Raw genomic sequence first — 23,221 nt, 5'->3', positions numbered from 1 at the left:
ATGGAAGCGGGGAAGGGACTGATGATGTGCACGACCGACTCTCCCTAGTAGTCCAATTCGCACATTGAGCCATCAGTATTAATCAGATTCGGATACTGGCAATCTGGCTTCATGCCGGGCCGACCGGCGGTCGACTCGGCGATTCATCGGCTCTCCAGCCACTCCACTGGCCGTGCGCCGGCGCTGTTCCTGTGGACGAGGGGATCAGAGGCGTTCGCGCAGCCACGCGGCGATGTCGCCGAGCTCCTCGTTGCTCACCTCATGGCTCATCGGATAGGTGCGCCACTGCGCCGGGACGCCATTGCCGATCAGGAAGTCGTACGCGGCGCGGCCCATGTCGGGCGTCACCACGTCGTCGAGCGTGCCATGCAGGCAGAGCGCCGGCAGTTGCCGTTGCGGCGCGGGGAGGCTGACGTCGTCACCGAAGGTCGGGCCATAGGTGGACAGGGCCATGACGCCGCCCAGTTCGCCGTTCCAGCGCAGGTAGCCGGTGTGCAGCACCACGGCGCCGCCCTGGGAGAAGCCGGCAAGGATGATACGGCGGGCCTCGATGCCCTGGTCGAGCTGGCCCTGGATCAGCGCGATCACGCTGTCGGCCGAGGCGTCCAGCTGGGCCTGGTCGATGGCGCGGGCCGGCGCCATGGCGAGGATGTCGTACCAGCTCGGCGCGGGCATGCCGTTGAACACCGTGACCGGCCGGGTCGGCGCCTGCGGGAGGATGAAGCGGGTGCTGTTGAAGCTGCGTTGCAGCAGTTGTGCTACCGGCTCGAAGTCGTAACGGTCGGCCCCCAGGCCGTGCAACCAAATGACGCACGCGTCGGCCGGGCGGGAGGGTTCGAGGATCAGGGGCTGGGTCATGGAGGCTCCAGAGTGGGGCGGGCGCTCTGGAAAGGCGCACCGCGCGCGAAAACTGTCGGAAGTGTCCTGCAAGAATATGTCGCGTTGCCATAACTTGCAGGGCTTGACGATGGCGGATTGATGGCGGCGACGCGGAGCTGGTACGGCCCTTGCTAACTCAGGTTCCAGGCTATGCCACCCCGTTTGCGGTAACACTTTACCGACCCCATCCGGAAAGCTGTACCGCAAGCGGGGTAGCAAGGGCCTTGGGCCGCTTCAGGGCCCGTCGTCGTCCACCGTGGTCAAGGGTTGGCGCGACGGGCCTTCGCCTTCATGCGCAATGATCTCTTATACCCGTTCCAGCCCGCATCACCTGCGGGCTCGGGGGACGTCTGCAATGCCTCGGTGCGGATTCCGAGAGCCGACTAGACTCACCCTTAGGTCTCCATCCCGTCAGTGGTCTTGCTTGTGCCTCACGAGGGTACGGCGGTGGAACCGGGACTCCAGAACACTAAAAAAGCAACGGAGAAGATCGATGAAGATGGTGAAATCCACCCTGGCTGTGCTGACTACCGCCGCGCTGTTCGGTATCAGCGGCCTCGCTCACGCGGGTGCCACCCTGGATGCAGTGAAGAAGAAAGGCTACGTGCAGTGCGGTATCAGTGACGGTCTTCCGGGCTTCTCCTACGCCGACGCCAAGGGGCAGTACAAGGGCATCGACGTCGATGTCTGCCGTGCCGTGCCGTGGCCGCCGCCGTGTTCGGCGACGCCAGCAAGGTCAAGTTCAGTCCGCTGACCGCCAAGGAGCGCTTCACCGCGCTGCAGTCCGGTGAGATCGATATCCTCTCGCGCAACTCCACCTGGACCAGTTCGCGCGACAGCGCCATGGGCCTGAGCTTCGTCGGCGTGACCTACTACGACGGCCAGGGCTTCCTGGTGAACAAGAAGCTCGGCGTTTCCAGCGCCAAGGAACTCGACGGCGCCACCGTGTGCATCCAGGCGGGCACCACCACCGAGCTGAACCTGTCCGACTACTTCCGCTCCAACAACCTCAAGTACACCCCCATCACCTACGACACCTCCGACGAGAGCGCCAAGTCCCTGGAGTCCGGCCGTTGCGACGTGCTGACCTCCGACCAGTCGCAGCTCTACGCCCAGCGCATCAAGCTGGCCAAGCCGGATGACTACGTGGTGCTGCCGGAAGTCATCTCCAAGGAGCCGCTGGCCCCGGCGGTACGCCAGGGTGACGAGGAGTGGTTCCACATCGCGCGCTGGACGCTCTTCGCGCTGCTCAACGCCGAGGAGCTGGGCGTGAACTCGAAGAACGTCGAGGAGATGGCCAAGAATACCAAGAACCCGGACGTTGCCCGCCTGCTCGGCGCTGAAGGCGACTACGGCAAGGATCTGAAACTGTCCAAGGACTGGGTGGTGCAGATCGTCAAGCAAGTGGGTAACTACGGCGAGATCTTCGACCGCAACGTCGGCGACGGCAGCGAGCTGAAGATCAAGCGTGGCCTCAACGCCCAGTGGAACAAGGGTGGTCTGCAGTACGCACCGCCGGTGCGCTGACCCTTCCCGTGTGTGCCCGGCGCCCTGATGGTGGGCGCCGGCCCTGTTTCTGATGACGTGAAGCCTCCGCTGGCGACGCGGGCGTAGCCCCGTGCCCGCCTGCGGAGGATTCCGAGAGGGCTTACATGCAGAATTCCATCAAAGCCCAGCGTCCGCGAGGGTTCTCGCTCACCGATCCCACGGTGCGTGCCTGGGCCTTCCAGGTCATCGCGGTGATCGTCGTTGTCGCGGTCGGCTGGTTTCTCTTCGATAACACCCAGACCAACCTGGCGCACCGGGGCATCCAGTCCGGCTTCGGGTTCCTGCAGAACAGCGCCGGATTCGGCATCTCCCAGCACCTGATCGACTACAGCGAAAGCGACACCTATGGACGGGTGTTCCTGGTCGGCCTGCTGAACACGCTGCTGGTCACGGTGGTGGGCATCTTCTTCGCCACCGTCATCGGCTTCGTCCTCGGCGTGGCGCGGCTGTCGCGCAACTGGCTGATCCGCAAGCTGGCGACCCTGTACATCGAGACCTTCCGCAATATTCCGCCGCTGCTGCAGATCTTCTTCTGGTACTTCGCCGTCCTCGGGCCGCTGCCCGGACCCCGGCAGAGCATCAGCTTCGGCAACCTGCTCTTCCTCAACAACCGCGGCCTGCAGATGCCCGAGCCTATGGCCGCCGATGGCCTGGGGCCGTTCATTGTCGCGTTCGTCCTGGCCATCGTCGGCTGGGCGGTGATCTGGAAGTGGGCCAAGGCGCGCCGCCATGCCACCGGCAAGGCCTTCCCGGTGTTCCTCAGCGGACTGGCGCTGCTGATCCTGCTGCCGGCGCTGGTCTCGCTGTTCGCCGGCGCGCCGTTCCACTGGGACGTGCCGGTGCTGCAGGGCTTCAACTTCCGTGGCGGCTGGGTGGTGATTCCGGAACTGGTGTCGATCATCCTGGCGCTGTCGGTCTACACCGCCGCCTTCATCGGCGAGACGGTGCGCGCGGGCATCCAGGCGGTCAGCCACGGCCAGACCGAAGCTGCCGGTTCCCTGGGCCTGCGCCCGGGGCAGATCCTGCGCCTGGTGATCATCCCGCAGGCGCTGCGGGTGATCATTCCGCCGCTGACCAGCCAGTACCTGAACCTGGCGAAGAACTCTTCGCTGGCTGCCGCCATCGGCTATCCGGACATGGTCTCGCTGTTCGCCGGCACTGTGCTCAACCAGACCGGCCAGGCCATCGAGACCATGACCATCACCATGAGCGTGTACCTGGCCATCAGCATCAGCATTTCGCTGCTGATGAACTGGTACAACAAGCGCATCGCGCTGATCGAGAGATAGGGAGGCTTCGATGGCAACTCATACCTTCAAGCCCGACCTGCCGCCACCGGCGATGAGCGTGGGCGTCCTCGGCTGGCTGCGCGCCAACCTGTTCTCCGGCTGGTTCAACACCCTGCTGACGCTGCTGGGGCTGTACCTGGTGTACCTGATCCTGCCGCCGGTGCTGGAGTGGGCGTTCATCAAGGCCAACTGGAGCGGCGCCACCCGTGCCGACTGCACGCGCGAGGGCGCCTGCTGGGTGTTCATCGCCTCGCGCTTCGGGCAGTTCATGTACGGCTTCTACCCCGAGGAGCTGCGCTGGCGCGTGGACCTCACCGTACTCTTCGTGATCTTCGGGGCGGCGCCGCTGTTCCTCAAGCGCTTCCAGTACAAACTGAAGTACGGCGCGTGCTTCCTCGTGGCCTTGCCGCTGGTGTCCTTCTGGCTGCTGCATGGGGGCTTCCTCGGTCTGGAAACCGTGCCCACCAGCGCATGGGGCGGCCTGATGCTCACCGTGGTGATCGCTGCGGTCGGCATCTGCGGGGCGATGCCGCTGGGCACCCTGCTGGCGCTGGGGCGACGGTCGAAGATGCCGGCGATCAAGGTCATCTGCGTCACCACCATCGAGTTCTGGCGTGGCGTGCCGCTGATCACCGTGCTGTTCATGTCCTCGGTGATGCTGCCGCTGTTCCTGCCCGAAGGCATGAACCTCGACAAGCTGCTGCGGGCCATGGTGATGGTGGTGCTGTTCGAGGCCGCGTACATCGCCGAGGTGGTGCGCGGCGGCATGCAGGCGATCCCCAAGGGGCAGTACGAGGCGGCCGCCGCCATGGGCCTGGGCTACTGGCGGAGCATGGGCCTGGTGATACTGCCGCAGGCGCTCAAGCTGGTGATCCCCGGCATCGTCAACACCTTCATCGCGCTGTTCAAGGACACCAGCCTGGTGATCATCATCGGCCTGTTCGACTTCCTCAACAGCATCAAGCGCGCCACCGCGGACCCGGCCTGGCTGGGCATGGCCATCGAAGGCTATGTGTTCGCCGCGGCGGTCTACTGGATCTTCTGTTTCAGCATGTCCCGCTACTCCATGCACCTGGAGCGCAAGCTGGACACCGGCCATAAGCGTTAGGAGCCCATCATGTCGGAAGCCACCCAAAAGACCGCACAGCCGGCCATCGGCGATCACACGATGATCACCATGAAGGGCGTGAACAAGTGGTACGGCCAGTTCCACGTGCTCAAGGACATCAACCTGGAGGTCAAGCAGGGCGAGCGCATCGTGCTCTGTGGCCCGTCCGGCTCGGGCAAGTCCACTACCATCCGTTGCATCAACCGCCTGGAGGAGCACCAGCAGGGCAGCATCGTGGTCGACGGCACGGAGCTGACCAACGACCTCAAGCAGATCGAGGCGATCCGCAGCGAGGTCGGCATGGTGTTCCAGCACTTCAACCTGTTCCCGCACCTGACCGTGCTGCAGAACTGCATCCTGGCGCCCATGTGGGTGCGCAAGCTGCCCAAGCGCCAGGCCGAGGAAATCGCCATGCATTACCTGGAGCGCGTGCGCATCCCGGAGCAGGCCAACAAGTACCCGGGGCAGCTCTCCGGCGGCCAGCAGCAGCGCGTGGCGATCGCCCGGGCGCTGTGCATGAAGCCGAAGATCATGCTGTTCGACGAACCGACCTCGGCGCTCGATCCGGAAATGGTGAAGGAAGTGCTCGACACCATGATCGGCCTGGCGCAGAGCGGCATGACCATGCTCTGCGTGACCCACGAGATGGGTTTTGCCCGCATCGTGGCGAACCGGGTGATCTTCATGGACAAGGGCGAGATCGTCGAGCAGGCACCACCGGATCAGTTCTTCGACAATCCGAAGTCGGACCGCACCAAGCTGTTCCTCAGCCAGATCCTGCACTGAGAGGGAGATGCACCCTGACCCCGCCCCTCTCCCGCACGCGGGAGAGGGGCTCTTCAGCTTCCCCGGCGCAATGCCTGGAAACCTCACGCTCGTCTTCCCCGATGGCACCCCGCCGCCGCGACAGCGTATGCTGGAACTTTCCACTGCCGCCAAGGCGGAATCGATGCGCGGGCGCTGAACTCGGCCGGCGGATCGGTGTTCCCATGTGCAGTGGTTTGTCAGGGATGGGCTAACGTTTCAAGTAGCTCACCTGCATCGCCGTCCGAAGGAAGAGAGCCGACGTGAACCTGATCCTATCGCCAGTGAACCTGAGCAAAGCCAAAGCCTGGAGCGCCCATGCGGTGACCTCCAGCGGTGTCATCCTTGCGCTACTGGCGTTGCTGGCTCTGGTCGATAACCGACCCCAGGCGTGCCTGCTGTGGCTGGGCGTCGCCCTGCTGGTGGACGGTCTGGACGGCACGCTGGCGCGCAAGTTCGACGTCAAGGCGGTGCTGCCGCACTTCGATGGCTCCACCCTGGACCTGGTGATCGACTACCTCACCTACGTGTTCATCCCGGCGATCTTCATCTACCGCTACGTGCCGCTGCCGGTGCACACCGAGTTGCTGGCGGTGGGGGTGATCCTGGTGTCCTCGCTGTTCTGCTTCTGCAACGTCAACATGAAGAGCAAGGACAACTACTTCGTTGGCTTCCCGGCCGCGTGGAACGTGGTCGCGGTGTACTTCTACGTACTCGCCCTGCACCCCTGGGTGAGCTTCGTCACCGTGCTGGTGCTGGCCGCGCTGACCCTGACCAAGATGAAGTTCCTGCACCCGTTCCGCGTGCGTCAGTTCATGCCGCTGAACATCGCCGTGACCTTCGTCTGGATGCTCAGCAGTGCGCTGCTGATCCTCCAGCAGCCCCACGACCAGCCCTGGCTCCTGGGCCTGTGGTTCGTCGCATCGGCCTACTTCGTCGGCGTCTGCGTATGGCGCACGGCGATGGAGTGGTTCCACTAGCCGGCTTTAGATTTTCGTAGGACCGAGGGGGGACGCCCAGTCCTCGCTCGCGAACCACTTCCCGGCAGCTTCGGTGTTGGGCGGTTCGCGAGCAAGCTCGCTCCTACAGACAGACCTTGCACCTATCGCCCCATCAGGCGCTGCCGGAAGGCCCCCGGCGTCTCCCCGCACAACTGCTTGAACAGCCGCGCGAAGCTGGCGCGGTCGGCGTAGCCGATATCGCTGGCGATGCGCTCCAGCGAGCGCCCCGGGTCGCCCAGCGCCTCCTGTGCCGAGGCGATGCGCAGGCGCTGCACGTAATCGTTCGGCGTCATCCCCAGTTGCTCCCGAAAGCGCCGCAGCAAGGTGCGCGTCGAGCAGTGCACACGCTGCGCCAGCGCCGCCAGGTCGAAGGGTTCGGCGTAGTTGTCCTCCAGCCATTCCAGCAAGGGTGCCAGCGCCGAGCCTTCGGGAACCGGCTCGGGCAGCAGCGGGGTGAAGCGCCGCTGCCGGCCACGGCCATGCTCGAACACCAGGGTGGCCGCCGCGCGCCGGGCCAGGGCCGCGCCGGCGTGGCGCTCGATCAGGTACAGGCACAGGTCCAGCCCGGCCTGCGCGCCGCCGGAGCAGAGACGGCCGCTGTCTTCGGTACAGAGTGCGTCGATGTCCAGGTTCACCTGTGGATAACGTTCGCGGAAGGCTGACTCCAGCGCCCAGTGGGTGGTGGCGCGGCGGCCATCCAGCACTCCCGCTTCGGCGAGCAGGAAGGCGCTGCTGCACAGGCTGCCCAGTTCGACGCCGGTAGGCGCGGCGCGTAGCCAGGCGAGCAGTGGTTGATTGGCGCGGCAGGTGGCGGCCACGTCCGCTCCGGTGGCGGGGATCAGCAGCAGATTGCAGCCGCTGGCGAGGTCGAGACCGCCTTCGACTTCGACGCGTCCGAAGGAGAGGATGACCGGCATGCCGTCGGCGCTCACGCGCAAGACGTCGAAGAGACGCCGACCGGCGAGCCGGTTGGCCAGGTGGAAGGCATCCATGGCCAGGCCAAGGCTGGAACATAGCGTTTGCGGGCAGACGAACAGGGCTATCCTGAACATGGCGTCTCACTACGGCTTTGGCGTTATCGATCATAATTTTGTCGATATTGCCAATCGTGTCCAGCCCAGGCTTCGTCGATACTGCGCTCAATCCCATCCTGCGAGCGCCATCATGGCACACCCCAACGCCCAGTTGATCGAACGCTTCTACCAGGCCTTCCAGCGCCGCGATGGCGAGGCCATGGCCGCCTGCTACAGCGCCGATGTGCAGTTCAGCGACCCGGTATTCACCGACCTGCATGGCGCCGAGGCCGGCGACATGTGGCGCATGCTCACTGCCCGCGCCGAGGATTTCTCGCTCAGCTACGAGGGCGTGGAGGCCGACGATACGCGGGGTTCGGCGCGCTGGGTGGCTTCCTACACCTTTACCCAGACCGGTCGGAAAGTGATCAATCACATCCAGGCACATTTCCACTTCCGCGACGGACTGATCTGTCAGCATGTGGATTCGTTCGACCTGTGGAAGTGGTCGCGCCAGGCCCTCGGCGCCAAGGGAGCCCTACTGGGCTGGGCGCCTCCGGTGCAGGCCGCGATCCGCGCCCAGGCGGCCAGGGCGCTTGCCGCCTACCGCGCACAGCGGGCCGCGACGGCCTGATGTCAAGGTGCCGGGCTCGCCCGCGCGGGGCGGATAGGCTTAAATGACAGGCGACTCCGACAGGATGCCGCCATGATCACTCTTTTTCAGTTCCCGCCCGCGTTCAATGTGCCCAACGTCAGTCCCTTCTGCCTGAAGCTGGAAACCTTCCTGCGCCTGGCCGGGCTGGAATACCAGATCAAGCATGTGACCGACCCGCGCAAGGGGCCCAAGGGCAAGCTGCCGTTCATCACCCTGGACGGCAAGGCCATCGCGGATACCGCGATCATCATGCGCACCCTGCAGCAGTACTACGAATTCGACCTCGACGCCGGCCTGGACGCTCGCGGCCGTGGCTGGGCGGTGTCGATTACCCGGCTGTGCGACGAGCACCTGGTGCCACTGCTGGTGTACTTCCGCTGGCTCGACGACCAGGGCTTCCGCCAGGTGAAGGACGTGATGTTTCGCAGCATCCCGGCGCCCCTGCGCCCGCTGGTGGGACAGCTCATACAGCGCAAGATCCGTGGCCACCTCAGCGGCCGCGGCCTGACCCGGCACAGCCGTGAGGAGCTGCTGAGTTTCGCCCGCGATGACCTCGAAGCGCTCGACGGCATGCTCGGTGACTTGCCGTTCTACGGCGGCGCCCAGCCCTGCAGCGCCGACGCCGCCGCCTACGGCGTGCTGGCCAACCTGGTGCTGAGCACTCTGGAAACCCCGCTCAACGACATGGCGCGCAGCTATGAGCGGCTGGTGGCCTACTGCGAGCGCATGCAGGCACGGGTCTGGGCATCGTGACCGCGGCAGAAGCCAAACCCTGGTTCGTCTACCTGGTGCGCGCCGAGAACGGCGCGCTCTACTGCGGCATCAGCGATGACCCGCAGCGCCGTTTCGAGACCCACCGCAGCGGCCGCGGCGCGCGTTTCTTCCACTCCAGCCCGGCGCAGGCGCTGGTCTATGTCGAAGCCTGCCCTGGCAAGGGCGACGCGCTGCGCCGCGAGCGGGCGATCAAGGGGCTGACCAAGCTGGCCAAGGAACGCCTGGTGCAGGCCAATCCGGCCATCACTGCCGTGGATGTTGCCCCATCCGGGGACTGAGGTAGGCCGACGCCGCCTCGCGGGTTAAGCTGCCTGTCTACCTTCAGGCTGTTGGAGCCCGTGATGTCCGAGTTGATCCTGCACCACTACCCGACTTCGCCCTTCGCCGAAAAGGCGCGTCTGCTGCTGGGCTTCAAGCAGTTGTCCTGGCACTCGGTGACCATCCCGCCGCTGATGCCCAAGCCGGACCTGATGGCCCTCACCGGCGGTTACCGTCGGACCCCGGTGCTGCAGGTCGGCGCCGACATCTACTGCGACACCGCACTGATCGCCCGTCGCCTGGAGCAGGAAAAGGCCGTACCGTCGCTGTTCCCCGAGGGCCAGGAGTTCACCGCCGCCAGCTTCGCCCAGTGGGCCGATTCGGTGATCTTCCAGCACGCCGTCAGCCTGGTGTTCCAGCCCGAATCCATCGCGGTGCGCTTCGGCAAGTTGCCGCCGGAGTTCCTCAAGGCCTTCATCGCCGATCGCAGCCAGCTGTTCAGCGGCGGCACCGCGAGCCGCCTGCCGGCTGAGCTGGCCCGACACCAGTGGCCGGTGTTCATGGCGCGGATCGAGCAACAGCTGGGGCGGGAGGAGGGCGACTTCCTGTTCGGCGAGCCATCGATCGCCGACTTCGCCCTGGCCCACTGTCTGTGGTTCCTCAAGGGGACGCCGGTGACCGCGCCGCTGGTGGACGACTACCCGGCGGCCAGCGCCTGGCTGGGCCGCGTGCTCGGTTTCGGCCACGGCGCCCACAGCGAGATGAGCGCAGAGGAGGCCATCGCGATCGCCCGCGACAGCCAGCCCGCCGCACTGCCGGAGGATGATTTCGTCGATCCCAATGGCTTCACGGCCGGTCAGCGGGTGGTGATCGCCGCCACCGACTATGGCGTCGATCCGGTGGAGGGCGAACTGCTGCATGCGGGGCGCGAAAGCCTGATCCTGCGTCGCGAGGACCCGCGCGCCGGCACCGTCCACGTGCACTTCCCACGCCTGGGCTTCAGCATCCGCCCGGCCTGAGCCCCGCGGGCCAGGGACATCGCCGCGTCACCGGGGTACGCAGGCGCGGCAGGTTCTCGGCCATCTCGCGAAAGTGCTGCAGGCGCTCGTAACAGAGCGCCATTTCCCCGGCGTTGATGTTGTACCAGGCATCCGGCGCGCCGCAGTTGACCAGTCGCAGGGTCAGCGGACGGGGCGGATGGAATTGCAGGAAGACCTCGTCGACGAGTGCCTGGAGGCGGTTTTCGTCGCGCAGCAGGGCGATCAGTTGCTCGCTTTCCTGGAGGTTGGTCAGCGGCGGTTCGAACTCTACGCGCACCCCGGGATGATGCCGTATGGCCTGGGTGCGCCGGACGTGGCGCACCCAGTTCACGGCCTTGCTGGCCTGCTGGAATTCCTGGTCGCAATACACCGCACGTTCGTAGGGCAAGCCCGTCAACGCCGGCACCCAGTCCAGCCGGCTCATGTCGCTGCCGTACAGCAGGCAGGCGATGTTGTAGTAGCGCTGCTCGTCCAGCGGGTGGCTGTCCCAGGCCAGCACCTGGTCCGGCGGTGGCTTGGGAGTCTGCCATTCCAGGCGCCAGTAGTCGGCGATGTCCAGCAGGCGCGCGTCGATCTCGTCCTGGGGCAGTTTCGCGTAGAGGCGGAACAACAGGATGAAGCCGAGCTGGTCGGCGGCATCCTCCTCGCGCCCCAGCACGGGCAGGTCGTATTCGGCGATCAGCATGTGCCCCATCTCGTGCATCACACTGAATTCGGCGTTGGCCAGCACGAAGCGCGCGACGTTGGGCGAAAGCGGTGGCGCCGGACCGGCGCATACGAGCCCGGCGCAGAGCAGGAACAGCAATGCGAGGTACGAGCGGTGCGCCCGGGAGCACCCGGAGCGCGGAGGGGAGACGGCGGTGAATGCGTGGGCGGACATGGCGGCCACCGTGAGAGTGAGGCGCCTCAATTGACTCTAGCAGCCGTGGCGAGGAGGTTTTCGGCGGTTCGTCGGTGGAGTATCGCGAACTGCCTCGACGCAGAAATCCGGACCCACAAAAAAGCCCATCTCTCGATGGGCTTTTTCATGCACGGCGTGGCGTCAGTTCTTGCGTCGCTTGAGCTGGTCGTGCAACTGGGTCGGCAGGCCGCGGATGATCAGCATGTCGCGCTCCTCGTCGTATTCCACCTTGCTGCCCAGCAGGTGTGCCTCGAAGCTGATCGACAGCCCCTCGGCGCGGCCGGTGAAGCGGCGGAACTGGTTGAGGGTGCGCTTGTCCGCCGGGATCTCCGGCGACAGGCCGTAGTCCTTGTTGCGGATGTAGTCGTAGAAGGCGCGCGGGGCCTGGTCGTCCATCAGCTCGGAGAGCGCGTCCAGGGCCATCGGCTCGCCGATCTTCGCCTGGCTGGTGGCGTAGTCCACCAGCACGTCGGTCTTCTCGCGGGCCTGCTCTTCGGGCAGGTCCTCGCTTTCCACGAAGTCGCTGAAGGCCTTGAGCAGGGTGCGCGTCTCGCTCGGCCCGTCGACGCCCTCGGTGCAGCCGATGAAGTCGCGGAAGTAGTCCGAGACCTTCTTGCCGCCCTTGCCCTTGATGAAGGAGATGTACTGCTTGGAGGTCTTGTTGTTGCGCCACTCGGAGATGTTGATCCGTGCTGCCATGTGCAGCTGGCCGAGGTCGAGGTGGCGCGACGGGGTGACTTCCAGCGACTCGGTCACCGCCACCCCTTCGCTGTGGTGCAGCAGGGCGATGGCCAGGTAATCGGTCATGCCCTGCTGGTAGTGGCAGAACAGCACGTGGCCGCCGGTGGAGAGGTTCGACTCTTCCATCAGCGACTTCAGGTGCTCCACCGCCTGCTTGGAGAAGGCGACGAAGTCCTTGCCGCCGTCCAGGTACTCGGTCAGCCAGCCGCTGAACGGGTAGGCGCCGGATTCGCCCTGGAACAGCCCCCAGGCCTTGTTCGGCTTGGCGTTGTAGCTCTCGTTGAGGTCGGCCATCAGGTTCTCGATGGCCTGGGAATCGCCCAGCTCGGCTTCGCGCGCGTGCAGCGTCGCGGGGTTGCCGTCGGGCTTCTTGTCGATCAGGTGGACGATGGCGTGGCGAATCGGCATGGCGGACCTGGATGTTCAATGCCGGCCTCGCGCCGGCAGGGTAGCGGCGGGGCGGCAGATGATTGGAAAACGCCAGAGTTTACCCGACCCGGCGGCGCCGTGCTTGGTGCCGGTCAGTCCGGGAGGTTGGCTTGTGCGTCCCGCTCCCGCCGGTTGCGCCGCAACTGGCGCAGGCGGCGGATGACGTAGTTCAGGTGCAGGTGCAGTTCGTACAGCTCGTTGTAGTACGACAGCGGCACCTCGACCTTGGCCAGCTCGGCCTCCAGTTGCTCCAGGCGCTCGATCTCGGTGCTCAGTTCGGCGCTGCCGGCGCGTTCGTCCAGGCGCCGGTCGATCTCGCGCAGGTAGCGGTACCAGCGGTAGATGCGCGCGCGGATGCGCCAGCGGTACAGTGGGCCGATGGACTTCATCAGCGGGATCAGGATGGCGATGAAGGGGATCAGCAGGATGATGTAGCGGTCGGCCAGCGAGGCGATACGGAACGGCAGGAAGCGCTGCAGCAGCGGCGGGCCGCTCTTGTAGTAGCGTTCGGCGTCGCTCTGCAGGGCCAGGGTGCGCGGCTCGGCGCTGGGGAAGGCGCCGGCCGGGTCGAGCAGGGTGCCTTTGCTCATCACCCGGCGCGCGGCCTCCAGGATCAGCGGGGTGAGCGCCGGGTGGAAGTTGTCGTTGATCACCAGGGTCGCCACCGGCGACAGCGTGGCCATGTCCTGTTCCGGGACGTTCTGCGCCAGGTTCAGCAGGCCTTCGCTGACCTCCACCCGCTTGAGGAACGGAATCCGCGCCTCGTAGGCGTGGGCACGGCGGAAGCCGGCGAGCTTGAGCTCCGGGCTGGCCGCCAGGCGCTGGATCAGCGGGTTCTCCGCCGGGCCGACGAAGAAGGCCGCGTCCAGGGTGCCGGCCAGCAGCTCGCTGGCCACCGTGTTGCCGCCTCGGGCCTGCCAGTTCGCCGGCAGCGGGTCGCTGGGGATGTCATTGGCCTTGAGGATGGCTTCGGTCACCGCCTCGGTGCCGCTGCCCGGCGTGCCGATGGCCAGCCGCAGCGGCAGCAGGTCGGCGATGCGGTCGATCTTCAGGTCGCGACGCTGGAACAGCCACAGGGGCTCCTGGAACATCGCCCCGAGTGTCTGCAAGCCGCCGCGCTGGGCGGGTTCCAGTTGCTGCTCCTGGCCGCTCTGCACCAGCCCGATGTTCACTCCGCTGCCTTCATCCAGCAGCTTCTCCAGGTTCTGTCGCGAGCCCGCGGTTTTCACCAGGTTCAGCTCGAAGCCCTGCTTGGCCAGCTCCTCCTTCAGGTGTTCGCCGAAGATCGCATAGCCGCCGCCCGGCGCGCCGGTGGCGAGGGTCGCGCTCATGGGCGGTGGCGGGGCGACGAAGTAGAACAGCGCGGCCACCAGCGCGGCCAGCACCGGCACCAGCCAGAGGTTGGCGCGGACGAGGATGGCGAGGTCCTTGAGCATGTTGACGAGGCGTTGCATGGAGAGTCCTTTTCGCGTCGAGCCGTCCTGAAAAGATAGCCAGCCTGCGCGGCGGTGGCCGGCGAATCCGCCATCACGGCGGTGGAAGCCGCTATCATCCCAGCCTTTGGATAACGGTTGCGGACGTCACGGTATGCGCATTCTCCACACCTCCGACTGGCACCTGGGCCAGCACTTCATGGGCAAGAGCCGCGAGGCCGAGCACCAGGCGTTCTGCGCCTGGCTGGTCGGGCAGGTGCGCGAGCAGGGGGTGGATGCGGTGATCATCGCCGGCGACGTGTTCGACACCGGCGCGCCGCCCAGCTACGCCCGCGAGCAGTACAACCGCTTCATCGTCGAGCTGCGCGATACCGGTGCACGCCTGGTGGTGCTGGGCGGCAACCATGATTCGGTGGCCATGCTGGAGGAGTCCCGCGAGTTGCTGGCGCGCCTGGATACCCTGGTGATCGCCGCGGTCGGCACCGACCTGGATGCGCAGGTGCTGGTGCTGCCGCAGCGTGACGGCGAACCCGGCGCGATCCTCTGCGCTATCCCCTTCATCCGCCCCCGCGACGTGCTCACCAGCCAGGCCGGGCAGAGCGCGCAGGACAAGCAGCTGGCGCTGCAACAGGCGATCCAGACGCACTACCGGCAGCTGTTCGAACGCGCCGAGGCGCAGCGCGAAGCCCTCGGCCGCCACCTGCCGATACTCGCCACCGGCCACCTCACCACGGTGGGCGCCAGCGCCAGCGAGTCGGTGCGGGAAATCTACGTCGGCACGCTGGAAGCCTTCCCCACCAGTGCCTTCCCGCCGGCGGACTACATCGCCCTGGGGCACATCCATCGGCCGCAGAAGGTCGGCGGGCTTGAGCACATCCGCTATTGCGGCTCGCCCATCGCGCTGAGTTTCGACGAAGCCACCCAGGGCAAGGAGGTGCTGCTGGTGGACCTGGATGACAGCGGCCTGCGCAGTGTCAGCGCCTTGCCGGTGCCCTGCTTCCAGCCGTTGAAATCGGTGTCCGGCAGCCTCGCCAGCCTGCCCGCCGAACTGGCCCGCGTAGCTCGGGAGGGCAGCGTGGAACAGCCGGTATGGCTGGAGGTACTGGTGCACACCGACGACTACCTCACCGATATCCAGGTGCGCGTCGAAAAGCTGTGCGAGGACCTGCCGGTGGTCGTCCTGCGCACCCGCCGCGAGCGCGGCAATGCGCAGGCGGCCCTGTTCAGCGAGGCGAAGGAAACCCTCGACGAGCTCAGTCCCGAGGATGTGTTCCGCCAGCGCCTGGACAGTGAGGAGCTGGAGGCCCCGTTGCGCGAACGCCTGAGCGGGTTGTACCGGCAGGTGGTCAGCGAGTTGCAGGATCAGGAGCAGCAGCCATGAGAATCCTCAGCCTGCGCCTGAAGAACCTCAACTCGCTCAAGGGCGAGTGGAGGATCGATTTCACCGCCGAGCCCTTCGCCGGCAACGGCCTGTTCGCCATCACCGGTCCCACCGGCGCCGGCAAGACCACGCTGCTCGATGCCATCTGCCTTGCGCTCTATCACCGTACGCCGCGTATGAGCGTGCTGTCGCAGAGTGGCAACGAACTGATGACCCGGCACACCGCCGATTGCCTGGCGGAAGTGGAGTTCGAGGTGAAGGGGCAGCCCTACCGCGCCTTCTGGAGCCAGCGCCGCGCCCGTGACAAGGCCGAGGGCGCGCTGCAGGCGCCGAAGGTGGAGCTGGTGCGCATCGACCGCGCCAGCGGCGAGGGGGAAATCCTCACCGACAAGATCAACGACAAGCTCAAGCAGACCGAAATCCTCACCGGCCTCGACTTCGAGCGCTTCACCAAGTCCATGCTGCTGGCCCAGGGTGGTTTCGCCGCCTTCCTCGAAGCCAACGCCAACCAGCGCGCCGAGTTGCTGGAGGAACTGACCGGCACGGAGATCTACGGGCTGATCTCGCAGCGCGTCTTCGAACGGACCCGCGACGTGCGTGGCGCGCTCGACCAGCTGCGCGCCCGCGCCGAGGGCGTCGAGTTGCTCAGCAGCGAGCAGCGGGAAGCCCTCGAACAACAGAACCACCAGGCGCTGTTGCAGGAAGCCTCGCTGCAGGGCCGCCAGGTGGCGTTGCAGGCCCAGCACCGCTGGCGCGAGGACCTTGGCCGCGCCGAGCAGCAGATGCAGCAGGCCAGCGAGAAGGAAACGGGTGCCCGGCAGTCGCTCGATGCGGCGCAGCCGGACCTGCAACGCCTGGCCGCCAGCGAGCCCGCCGCGCGTCTGCAGCCGCTGCACCAGGCCTGGCGCGCCAATCATGACAGCCTGGCGCAGGACCGCGCCGCGCTGGAGGACAATCGCAGCGAGCAGGCCGCCAGCCGCGAACGGATCGCCGAGGCGCTGTGGAGCGCCAGCCAGCTCGCCCGACAGGTCAGCGATGCCCGTGGCGCGGACCTGAACGCCCTCGCGGAGCAGCGCTCGGCGCTGGAAGCTCGTCTTGCCCAGCAACCGCAACGGGCCCGGCTGGGAGAATTGCTCGGGGGCTGGCGCGCGCAGTTCGCCCAACGTGCTCGTCTGGTGTCGGCCTGTGCCGATAGCCAGCGTCAGTTCGATCTCGCGGAGCAGGCGTTCCGCGACGCCGGCACCCGCCGAGAGGTGCTGCAAGGCGCCGTCAGTCATGCCGAGCAGAAGCTGGGCGAGGCTCGCCAGAACGAGTCCGCCGCCCGGCAGCAACTGGATGAGTTGCTGGCCGGTGCGACCGAGGCGCAACTGCGCGAACGTGCGCAGCAGTCGCAGGCGCTTGGCCGTGGATTCGACCGCCTGGAGCAGATCGCCCAGGCACGGGCCCAGGCCGCCGCGCAGCTCGCCCGCTGGCAACCGGAACTGCTCGCGCTGCGCCAACGCAAGGGCGAGCGCGACGGCGCCATCGTCGCCCTGCGCGAGCGCTACAAGGCGATGCAGCAGCAGGTTGCCGACCGGGAAAAGCTCCTGCAGCAGGAGCAGCGCATCCACCAGCTCGAACACTGGCGTGCGCAATTGCAGCCGGGCGAAGCCTGCCCGCTCTGCGGCTCCCAGCAGCACCCGGCGGTGGACGCCTACCAGGCACTGGATGTGTCGGCGACCCAGACCGCGCTGGAAGAGAGCAAGCGGGCGCTGGCCGAGCTGGAGAGCCAGGGCATTGCCCTGCGCGGCGAACTGGCCGAGCTGGACGCGCAGATACAGCAAGGGCAACGTCAGCTCGACGAAGCCGACGCGGCGCTCCGGCAACAGCACGAAGCCTGGCAACAGCAGTGCGCTACCCAGGGATTGCAGCTGGAGGATGAGCAGGCGCTGGCGAGCGAGCGCCAGCGTCACGAAACGGCGCTGGCTGATCTGCAACAGCAGTTGAAGGCGCTGGAAGAGCACAAGGCTCGCCTGCAGGAGAGCTTACAGGCGCGCGTCGATGCCGAGCGGGCGCACAGCGAGGCGGCGCAGCAACTGGCGCTCTTCGAGGGCGAGCAGCAGTTCGCTCGGCAGCGCCAGGAGGAGCGTACGCAACAGATCGCCAACCTGCGTGGTGAGTTGCAACAGCAGGAGGAAGCCTTGGCTGCCGCGCTGGCGGAGTTGGGCTATGGCCTGCCGGACGATGGCGAGCAGTGGCTGGCCGAGCGCGATGAGGAGTGGCGACTCTGGCAACGGGACCAGCAACTGGCCCAGCAATTGGCCGCCGGCGAGCGTGATGCGGCGCAGGCCGCCGGCGCGGCGCGGGAGGCCGCACAGCAATGGCAGCAACGCTGGCAGGACGCGGCGTTCGAGCCACGGCCAGAATTGCCGAAGGGTGACGATCCGCAGCAGGCACTGGCCGAATCCGAAATCCGTCTGAGCGCCAGCCTGCGCCAGGCCGATGCGCTGCAAGGCCGCGAACAGACGCTGCTGGAGCGCCTGGAGCAGGACCAGGCACGTCTGACGCAGAGCCAGGCGGCTTGGCAGCACGCCCTGGAGCAGAGTCCGTTCGCCGACGAGTCCGCATATCTGGCGGCGCTGTTGGACGACGCCCAGCGCGCCGACCTCGGCACCCTCAAGCAGAAACTGGAAACCGCCATCACCGAGGCCATGGCCTTGCGTGCGGCGGCGTTGCGGGACGTCGAGCGCCTGAAGGCCGAGCCGCATGGCGATCTGTCGCTGGACGAACTGAACCAGCAACTGCTCACCCTCAACGCCGAGCTGCGCGAACTGGGTCAGCGCCAGGGCGAAATCCGTGCACAGTTGCAGGGCGACGATGCGCGGCGCGCCAGCCAGCAACGCCTGTTCGAGGAGATTAGCCGGCAGGAGGAGGAGCACGATCTCTGGCAGCGTCTGAACAGCCTGATCGGTTCGGCCGACGGCGCGCGTTACCGGCGCTTCGCCCAGGGCCTGACCCTCGACCACCTGGTGCACCTGGCCAACCGCCAACTGCAACGCCTGCACGGCCGCTACCAGTTGGCGCGGCGCAGCGACGGCGAGCTGGAGCTGGAGGTGATCGACACCTGGCAGGGCGACACCGCGCGTGACTGCAAGACACTCTCCGGCGGCGAGAGCTTCCTGGTCAGCCTGGCGCTGGCGTTGGCCCTGTCCGACCTGGTCAGCCACAAGACCAGCATCGACTCGCTGTTCCTCGACGAAGGTTTCGGCACCCTCGATGGCGAGACGCTGGAGGTGGCGCTGGACGCCCTCGACAGCCTCAATGCAACGGGCAAGACCATCGGCGTGATCAGCCACGTCGAAGCGCTCAAGGAGCGCATCCCGGTGCAGCTCAAGGTGCACAAGGGCTTTGGCATGGGCTACAGCCAGCTCGATGCGTGCTTCCGCTTCACGCCGGAGAAGGGTTGAGGAGATTGTTTCACGATTGATCTGCAGTCATGGGGAACGCATTGGCGCCAGCGGCTGTCGACTTGCAAACAACGCTGAGCGAGATAGGCTCAAAACCGCGTAAGTCAGCCACGCCCCGAATGGGAAGGCATCCACAGGTATCGTGATCTTTCGTAGAGGTGATTTGTGATGAAGAAATCCGCATCGGCTCCGAAGAAACCTGCGGCGGCAAAAACCGCCGCTACGAAGCCGGCAGCGAAGGCGGCCGCCAAACCTGCAGCCAAGCCGGCCGCTAAGCCGGCCGCCAAGGCCGCCGCCAGCAAACCCGCCGCCAAGCCCGCTGCTGCGAAACCCGCCGTGCGTCGCGCACCGGCCCTGGCCACGCCTTCGGACCTGAGCAAGAACGCCACCCGCGATCTTTCCGCCGCGCTCAACCGCCTGCTGGCGGACGTCTTCGCCCTCTATCTGAAGACCAAGAACTTCCACTGGCATGTCAGCGGTCCGCACTTCCGCGATTACCACCTGCTGCTGGACGACCATGCCACCGAAATCTTCGCGATGACTGACGCCATCGCCGAGCGCACCCGCAAGATCGGCGGCAACACCATCCGTTCCATCGGCCACATTGCCCGCGACAAGCGCATCCTCGACAACGATGCCGAGTTCGTGCAGCCGCTGGACATGCTGGCCGAGCTGCAGGAGGACAACAAGGCGCTGACCTCCTACATGCGCGAAGTGCATGACCTGTGCGACGAGTACCATGACATCGCCACGGCCAGCCTGATCGAGAACTGGATCGACGAAACCGAGCAGCGCACCTGGTTCCTCTTCGAGACCAGCCGCCGCGGCGACGGTACCGGCCACTGATCCTCGGCGCATGAAAAAAGCCGTTTCTCCCGAAGGAGAAACGGCTTTTCCATTTACAGCGCAGGCTTACTCGCCCGGCTTCTTCAGCTTCGGGTTGGGGAAGAACTGCACGCTCTGCACCTTCGGGTCGGCGGGCTTCTTCAGGCCGCTGACGTTGACCCGCGTGGTCAGTTCCTTCGGCACCGACTGGCCCTGGGCGTTGAGGGTGTCGGCATAGCCGCAGGCCACGCATTCGCGGTGCGGCACGCCGTCTTCATCCCACATGACGATCTTGTCCTGCTCGCTGCACGCCGGGCACACCGCCCCGGCGATGAAGCGTTTCTTTACCTCGGCCATCACGCAGCCTCCTCGGAAAGGCCGGAGTGGCGCAGCAGGGCATCGATGGACGGCTCGCGGCCGCGGAATGCGACGAACAGTTCCATCGGCTCCTGGGAACCACCCTTGGCCAGGATCGCATCGCGGAACGCCGCGCCGGTCGCCGGGTTGAGCACACCTTCTTCCTCGAAGCGGGAGAAGGCGTCGGCGGATAGCACTTCGGCCCACTTGTAGCTGTAGTAACCGGCCGCATAACCTCCGGCGAAGATGTGCGCGAAGCTGTTGGCGAAGCGGTTGTACGCCGGTGGGCGCATCACAGCGACTTCATCGCGCACGGTTTCCAGCACGTCGAGCACGCTGCGGCCGTCGCCGTGGGTGGCGTGCAGTTCGAAGTCGAACAGGGAGAACTCCAGCTGGCGGACCATCATCAGGCCGGACTGGAAGTTCTTCGCGGCCAGCATTTTCTCCAGCAGGTCCTGGGGCAGCGCGGCACCAGTCTCATAGTGGCCGGAGATCAGCGCCAGGCCCTCGGGCTCCCAGCACCAGTTCTCCATGAACTGGCTGGGCAGCTCCACCGCGTCCCAGGCCACGCCGTTGATGCCCGAGGCACCGGCGTGTTCGACGCGGGTCAGCAGGTGGTGCAGGCCGTGGCCGAACTCGTGGAACAGGGTGGTGACTTCATCGTGGGTCAGCAGCGCCGGCTTGCCATTCACCGCCGGGGTGAAGTTGCACACCAGGTAGGCCACCGGCGATTGCAGCTCGCCGCCGGCGGTGCGGCGACGGTCGCGCGCGCCGTCCATCCAGGCGCCGCCGCGCTTGTTGGCGCGGGCGTAGAGGTCGAAGTAGAAGCGGCCGACGTGCTGGCCGTTTTCCTCGATCTCGAACAGGCGCACGTCCGGGTGCCAGCGTTCGAAGTCGTTCAGCTCGCGGATCTGGATGCCGTAGAGCTTCTGCACGATGGCGAACAGGCCGGAGAGCACCTTGTCGATCGGGAAGTAGGCGCGCAGGGCTTCCTGGGACACGCTGTAGCGCGCCTCGCGCAGCTTCTCGCCGAAGTAGCTGGCGTCCCAGCTCTGCAGATTCGGGCAGCCCTGTTCGGCGGCGTAGGCCTTGAGCTGCGCAAGATCCTGGGCGGCGAAGGGTTTGCTGCGCACGGCCAGGTCGCGGAGGAAGTGCAGGACCTGCTCGGGCGTCTCGGCCATCTTGGTGGCCAGGGACAGCTCGGCGAAGTTCGCAAAGCCCAGCAGGCGCGACAGCTCCTGGCGCAGGTCGAGGATTTCCTGCATCACCGGGCCGTTGTCGTTCTGCCCTGCGTTGGGGCCCTGGTCGGAGGCGCGGGTGCAGTAGGCGGCATAGACCTCTTCGCGCAGGGCGCGGTCTTCGGCATAGGTCATCACCGCGAAGTAGCTGGGGAACTCCAGGCTGATCAGCCAGCCGTCCAGGGCCTTGGCCTGGGCGGCGGCCTGCATCTGCGCCTTGGCCGAGTCGGTCAGGCCGGCGAGTGCCGCTTCATCGGTGATGTGCTTGGTCCAGGCCTGGGTGGCATCCAGTAGCTGGTTGGAGAAGCGGCTGCCCAACTCGGACAGGCGCGTCTGGATTTCGGCGTAGCGCTGCTGCTGGTCGGCCGGCAGGTCGATACCCGACAGGCGGAAATCGCGCAGGGCGTGTTCGAGGATGGTCTTCTGGGCGACGTCGAAGTCCTGGGACTCGGCGCCGGCGGCCAGCGCTTCATAGGCCTTGAACAGCTCGCGGTTCTGGCCCAGCTCCGTCCAGTAGGCGGACAGCAGCGGCAGGCAGCCTTCGTAGGCCTCGCGCAGTTCGGCGCTGTTGCACACCGCGTTGAGGTGGCTGACCGGGCTCCAGGCCTTGCCCAGGCGGTCATGCAGTTCGTCCATGGCCAGCACCAGGCCGGCCCAGGTCGGGGTGCCGTTCTGCTCGGCGAGAATGCGCGCGATGGCGGCGCGGTTGTCGGCGAGGATCTGCTCGATGGCCGGCTTCACGTGCTCCGGACGGATGGACGAGAAGGGCGGCAGGTCGTAGCTCTGCAGAAGGGGATTCGCGCTCACGGTGGCACCTTGGTTGAAGAAACACTCGGCCATCTTAAATACAATCGGCCGTATTCGCAGCCAGAGAGACTCTATCGTGACTATTCGTTCGTATCAGGGCAAAACGCCAGCGCTCGGCGAGCGTGTGTTCGTCGACGCCAGTGCCGTGGTCATCGGCGACGTGGAGATCGGCGCGGACAGCTCGGTGTGGCCGCTGGTCACCATCCGCGGCGATATGCACCGCATCCGCATCGGCGCGCGCACCAGCGTGCAGGACGGCAGTGTGCTGCACATCACCCACGCCGGCCCGTTCAATCCGGACGGCTTCCCGCTGACCATCGGCGACGAGGTGACCGTCGGCCACAAGGTGCTGCTGCATGGCTGCACCATCGGCAACCGCATCCTGGTGGGCATGGGCTCCATCGTGATGGACGGCGCGGTGATCGAGGACGAGGTGATCCTCGGCGCCGGCAGCCTGGTGCCGCCGGGCAAGGTGCTGGAAAGCGGTTACCTCTACGTTGGCAGCCCGGTGAAGAAGGCCCGTCCGCTGACCGACAAGGAGCGCGCCTTCTTCAGCTACAGCGCCGGAAACTATGTGAAGCTCAAGGATCTGCATATCGCCGAGGGCTATGCCGGCTGAGCATTCGACCAGCCATGACATTCACGCCCCCATGAGAGGAGAGCCCGCCATGTTGCTACGCGCCCAGACGTCCACCCTGTTGATCATCGATATCCAGGAACGCCTGTTCCCGGCCATTCATGAAGCCGAGTCGGTGCTCGAACACACCGCCTGGCTGCTGGCGGTCGCGCAGCGCCTGGGCGTGCCTGCGCTGGCCACCGAGCAGTATCCGAAGGGCCTGGGCCCGACCCTGCCCGCGCTGCGCGATGCGCTGCCGGCCGAGGCGCTGCTGGAGAAGATCGCCTTCTCCGCCGTGACCGATCCCGGCCTGTTGCAGATGCCCGGCGGGGAGCGTCGGCAGTTCGTGGTCTGTGGCACCGAGGCGCATGTCTGCGTGCTGCAGACGGTGCTGGGCCTGCTGGCCGAGGACCGCGAGGTGTTCGTGGTGGACGAGGCGGTCGGTTCGCGCCGCCCGCGGGACAAGGCGCTGGCGCTGGAGCGGATGCGTCAGGCCGGGGCGATGATCGTCTCGCGGGAGATGGTCGCTTTCGAGTGGATGGAGCGCGCCGGCACGGAAGTGTTCCGGGAGATCAGTAAGCAATTCATCCGCTGAGAACCTGTTTACGATCTCGCGAGCTAGAGCAGAACAAGGCAAAAACAGGCGAGGACGCGGAGTTTACGAGCTGTAAATGAGCA

At 66.3% G+C, this 23,221-nt stretch carries 20 protein-coding genes and 1 pseudogene; 14 read left to right on the top strand and 7 right to left on the bottom strand.

The window, feature by feature from the left end; translation table 11 throughout:
* Nucleotides 1-204: 204 nt before the first annotated feature.
* Nucleotides 205-858, bottom strand: a complete 654-nt coding sequence (locus ACAW63_RS26955; RefSeq protein ID WP_371230469.1) for an alpha/beta hydrolase — start codon at nt 856-858, stop codon at nt 205-207.
* Nucleotides 859-1,372: 514 nt separating this feature from the next.
* On the opposite strand from ACAW63_RS26955, the pseudogene ACAW63_RS26950 reads away from it, so the two are divergent.
* The 5 genes and pseudogenes from ACAW63_RS26950 to pcsA all read left to right on the top strand — a co-directional run bounded on the left by ACAW63_RS26950 (nt 1,373) and on the right by pcsA (nt 6,608).
* Nucleotides 1,373-2,406, top strand: a pseudogene (locus tag ACAW63_RS26950) (amino acid ABC transporter substrate-binding protein).
* A 125-nt stretch (nt 2,407-2,531) separates the two neighbouring features.
* Complete coding sequence (locus tag ACAW63_RS26945) at nt 2,532-3,716, top strand: amino acid ABC transporter permease (protein WP_371230468.1); 1,185 nt, start codon at nt 2,532-2,534, stop codon at nt 3,714-3,716.
* Nucleotides 3,717-3,726: 10 nt separating this feature from the next.
* Nucleotides 3,727-4,824 (top strand): amino acid ABC transporter permease, encoded by a 1,098-nt coding sequence (locus ACAW63_RS26940; RefSeq protein ID WP_371230466.1) that lies wholly within the window; start codon nt 3,727-3,729, stop codon nt 4,822-4,824.
* A 9-nt stretch (nt 4,825-4,833) separates the two neighbouring features.
* Nucleotides 4,834-5,610, top strand: coding sequence for an amino acid ABC transporter ATP-binding protein (locus ACAW63_RS26935; RefSeq protein WP_371230464.1), 777 nt, complete (start codon nt 4,834-4,836; stop codon nt 5,608-5,610).
* 254 nt (nt 5,611-5,864) lie between these two features.
* Entirely contained in the window at nt 5,865-6,608 is a 744-nt protein-coding gene (gene pcsA / locus ACAW63_RS26930) for a phosphatidylcholine synthase (RefSeq protein WP_370601703.1), read from the top strand.
* A gap of 122 nt (nt 6,609-6,730) precedes the next feature.
* Here the strand turns inward: pcsA and ACAW63_RS26925 are convergent, their stop codons facing one another.
* Nucleotides 6,731-7,681: a GlxA family transcriptional regulator gene (locus tag ACAW63_RS26925; protein ID WP_371230463.1), complete on the bottom strand. Its 951-nt coding sequence runs from the start codon at nt 7,679-7,681 to the stop codon at nt 6,731-6,733.
* A 112-nt stretch (nt 7,682-7,793) separates the two neighbouring features.
* Here ACAW63_RS26925 and ACAW63_RS26920 point away from each other — a divergent pair, with 112 nt between their 5' ends.
* The 4 genes from ACAW63_RS26920 (at nt 7,794) to ACAW63_RS26905 (ending at nt 10,348) form a co-directional block, all read left to right on the top strand.
* Nucleotides 7,794-8,276 (top strand): nuclear transport factor 2 family protein, encoded by a 483-nt coding sequence (locus ACAW63_RS26920; protein WP_371230461.1) that lies wholly within the window; start codon nt 7,794-7,796, stop codon nt 8,274-8,276.
* Between the two features lie 72 nt (nt 8,277-8,348).
* Nucleotides 8,349-9,050 (top strand): glutathione S-transferase C-terminal domain-containing protein, encoded by a 702-nt coding sequence (locus tag ACAW63_RS26915; protein ID WP_371230459.1) that lies wholly within the window; start codon nt 8,349-8,351, stop codon nt 9,048-9,050.
* Nucleotides 9,047-9,349: a GIY-YIG nuclease family protein gene (locus ACAW63_RS26910; RefSeq protein ID WP_371230457.1), complete on the top strand. Its 303-nt coding sequence runs from the start codon at nt 9,047-9,049 to the stop codon at nt 9,347-9,349. Before ACAW63_RS26915 ends, ACAW63_RS26910 begins: the two co-directional genes overlap by 4 nt.
* Before the next feature lie 63 nt (nt 9,350-9,412).
* Nucleotides 9,413-10,348, top strand: a complete 936-nt coding sequence (locus ACAW63_RS26905) for a glutathione S-transferase family protein (protein WP_371230455.1) — start codon at nt 9,413-9,415, stop codon at nt 10,346-10,348.
* On the opposite strand, the gene ACAW63_RS26900 is transcribed toward ACAW63_RS26905, so the two are convergent.
* The 3 genes from ACAW63_RS26900 to ACAW63_RS26890 form a co-directional block, all read right to left on the bottom strand.
* Nucleotides 10,329-11,249 (bottom strand): DUF4344 domain-containing metallopeptidase, encoded by a 921-nt coding sequence (locus tag ACAW63_RS26900; RefSeq protein WP_371230453.1) that lies wholly within the window; start codon nt 11,247-11,249, stop codon nt 10,329-10,331. The two genes, ACAW63_RS26905 and ACAW63_RS26900, sit on opposite strands and share 20 nt — an antisense overlap.
* Before the next feature lie 162 nt (nt 11,250-11,411).
* Nucleotides 11,412-12,419, bottom strand: a complete 1,008-nt coding sequence (gene yejK / locus ACAW63_RS26895; protein ID WP_331319167.1) for a nucleoid-associated protein YejK — start codon at nt 12,417-12,419, stop codon at nt 11,412-11,414.
* Between the two features lie 113 nt (nt 12,420-12,532).
* Nucleotides 12,533-13,894, bottom strand: a complete 1,362-nt coding sequence (locus ACAW63_RS26890) for a TAXI family TRAP transporter solute-binding subunit (RefSeq protein ID WP_371230451.1) — start codon at nt 13,892-13,894, stop codon at nt 12,533-12,535.
* Between the two features lie 133 nt (nt 13,895-14,027).
* Here ACAW63_RS26890 and sbcD point away from each other — a divergent pair, with 133 nt between their 5' ends.
* The 3 genes from sbcD to ACAW63_RS26875 all read left to right on the top strand — a co-directional run bounded on the left by sbcD (nt 14,028) and on the right by ACAW63_RS26875 (nt 19,546).
* The gene (gene sbcD, locus ACAW63_RS26885) at nt 14,028-15,254 is read left to right on the top strand and encodes an exonuclease subunit SbcD (protein ID WP_371230449.1); all 1,227 of its coding nucleotides are present in this window, start codon (nt 14,028-14,030) and stop codon (nt 15,252-15,254) included.
* Nucleotides 15,251-18,700 carry an AAA family ATPase gene (locus ACAW63_RS26880; RefSeq protein WP_371230447.1) on the top strand — a complete coding sequence of 1,150 codons (3,450 nt, stop codon included), beginning with the start codon at nt 15,251-15,253 and terminating at the stop codon, nt 18,698-18,700. Before sbcD ends, ACAW63_RS26880 begins: the two co-directional genes overlap by 4 nt.
* A gap of 336 nt (nt 18,701-19,036) precedes the next feature.
* A complete protein-coding gene (locus tag ACAW63_RS26875) occupies nt 19,037-19,546 on the top strand; it encodes a Dps family protein (protein ID WP_371234799.1) in 510 nt (169 codons plus the stop codon).
* 66 nt (nt 19,547-19,612) lie between these two features.
* On the opposite strand, the gene ACAW63_RS26870 is transcribed toward ACAW63_RS26875, so the two are convergent.
* Nucleotides 19,613-19,882, bottom strand: a complete 270-nt coding sequence (locus ACAW63_RS26870; protein WP_275608395.1) for a YheV family putative zinc ribbon protein — start codon at nt 19,880-19,882, stop codon at nt 19,613-19,615.
* Nucleotides 19,882-21,927, bottom strand: coding sequence for an oligopeptidase A (gene prlC / locus ACAW63_RS26865; protein WP_371230445.1), 2,046 nt, complete (start codon nt 21,925-21,927; stop codon nt 19,882-19,884). Before prlC ends, ACAW63_RS26870 begins: the two co-directional genes overlap by 1 nt.
* Before the next feature lie 76 nt (nt 21,928-22,003).
* On the opposite strand from prlC, the gene ACAW63_RS26860 reads away from it, so the two are divergent.
* Complete coding sequence (locus tag ACAW63_RS26860) at nt 22,004-22,546, top strand: gamma carbonic anhydrase family protein (protein ID WP_371230444.1); 543 nt, start codon at nt 22,004-22,006, stop codon at nt 22,544-22,546.
* Between the two features lie 49 nt (nt 22,547-22,595).
* Nucleotides 22,596-23,138, top strand: coding sequence for a hydrolase (locus ACAW63_RS26855; protein ID WP_243806236.1), 543 nt, complete (start codon nt 22,596-22,598; stop codon nt 23,136-23,138).
* The last annotated feature ends 83 nt before the right edge of the window (nt 23,139-23,221 follow it).

Source organism: Pseudomonas sp. QE6 (assembly GCF_041379005.1).
GTDB lineage: Bacteria > Pseudomonadota > Gammaproteobacteria > Pseudomonadales > Pseudomonadaceae > Pseudomonas.
This window is presented reverse-complemented; position numbering and strand designations above follow the sequence as displayed.

Coding starts and splice junctions, on each gene's coding strand:
- ACAW63_RS26955 (WP_371230469.1), bottom strand. CDS start 858: ATGACCCAGCCCCTGATCCTCGAACCCTCCCGCCCGGCCGACGCGTGC.
- ACAW63_RS26945 (WP_371230468.1), top strand. CDS start 2,532: ATGCAGAATTCCATCAAAGCCCAGCGTCCGCGAGGGTTCTCGCTCACC.
- ACAW63_RS26940 (WP_371230466.1), top strand. CDS start 3,727: ATGGCAACTCATACCTTCAAGCCCGACCTGCCGCCACCGGCGATGAGC.
- ACAW63_RS26935 (WP_371230464.1), top strand. CDS start 4,834: ATGTCGGAAGCCACCCAAAAGACCGCACAGCCGGCCATCGGCGATCAC.
- ACAW63_RS26925 (WP_371230463.1), bottom strand. CDS start 7,681: ATGTTCAGGATAGCCCTGTTCGTCTGCCCGCAAACGCTATGTTCCAGC.
- ACAW63_RS26920 (WP_371230461.1), top strand. CDS start 7,794: ATGGCACACCCCAACGCCCAGTTGATCGAACGCTTCTACCAGGCCTTC.
- ACAW63_RS26915 (WP_371230459.1), top strand. CDS start 8,349: ATGATCACTCTTTTTCAGTTCCCGCCCGCGTTCAATGTGCCCAACGTC.
- ACAW63_RS26905 (WP_371230455.1), top strand. CDS start 9,413: ATGTCCGAGTTGATCCTGCACCACTACCCGACTTCGCCCTTCGCCGAA.
- ACAW63_RS26900 (WP_371230453.1), bottom strand. CDS start 11,249: ATGTCCGCCCACGCATTCACCGCCGTCTCCCCTCCGCGCTCCGGGTGC.
- yejK (WP_331319167.1), bottom strand. CDS start 12,419: ATGCCGATTCGCCACGCCATCGTCCACCTGATCGACAAGAAGCCCGAC.
- ACAW63_RS26890 (WP_371230451.1), bottom strand. CDS start 13,894: ATGCAACGCCTCGTCAACATGCTCAAGGACCTCGCCATCCTCGTCCGC.
- sbcD (WP_371230449.1), top strand. CDS start 14,028: ATGCGCATTCTCCACACCTCCGACTGGCACCTGGGCCAGCACTTCATG.
- ACAW63_RS26880 (WP_371230447.1), top strand. CDS start 15,251: ATGAGAATCCTCAGCCTGCGCCTGAAGAACCTCAACTCGCTCAAGGGC.
- ACAW63_RS26870 (WP_275608395.1), bottom strand. CDS start 19,882: ATGGCCGAGGTAAAGAAACGCTTCATCGCCGGGGCGGTGTGCCCGGCG.
- ACAW63_RS26855 (WP_243806236.1), top strand. CDS start 22,596: ATGTTGCTACGCGCCCAGACGTCCACCCTGTTGATCATCGATATCCAG.